The organism is Pseudomonas sp. AC463 (assembly GCF_979253585.1).
Genome location: NZ_CEEDDZ010000869.1, coordinates 1 through 255 on the forward strand (window position 1 = coordinate 1; position 255 = coordinate 255).

Annotated in this window: 1 protein-coding gene; it reads left to right on the forward strand. The window is 75.3% G+C overall.

From position 1 onward, the window contains the following. The coding region (locus tag AC0IYH_RS32705) for a hypothetical protein (protein WP_471838519.1) at positions 1-255 on the forward strand (255 nt) is incomplete at both ends.

The following is a 255-nucleotide window of genomic DNA, read 5'->3' on the forward strand; positions in this document are numbered from 1 at the left end:
GGCGATCGGCGGGCTCGGCGGCAATGTCACGATCGCGCAGGGTGTCGCGGTCGGCGGCACGGTGCAGGCGACCGCGGTTGGCGCGTCCGCCACAGCGATCCGCTTCGGCGCGGGCGCGTCCACGCCGGAACTGCGCGTCGGCGGCACCGTCACGGCGACGGGCGGCGGCGTTGCCGATACGCGCTCGGCGGCGATCCTGATCGACAGCGGCGCAACGGTGCCGACGATCCGCAACACCGGCGCGATCCGCACGTC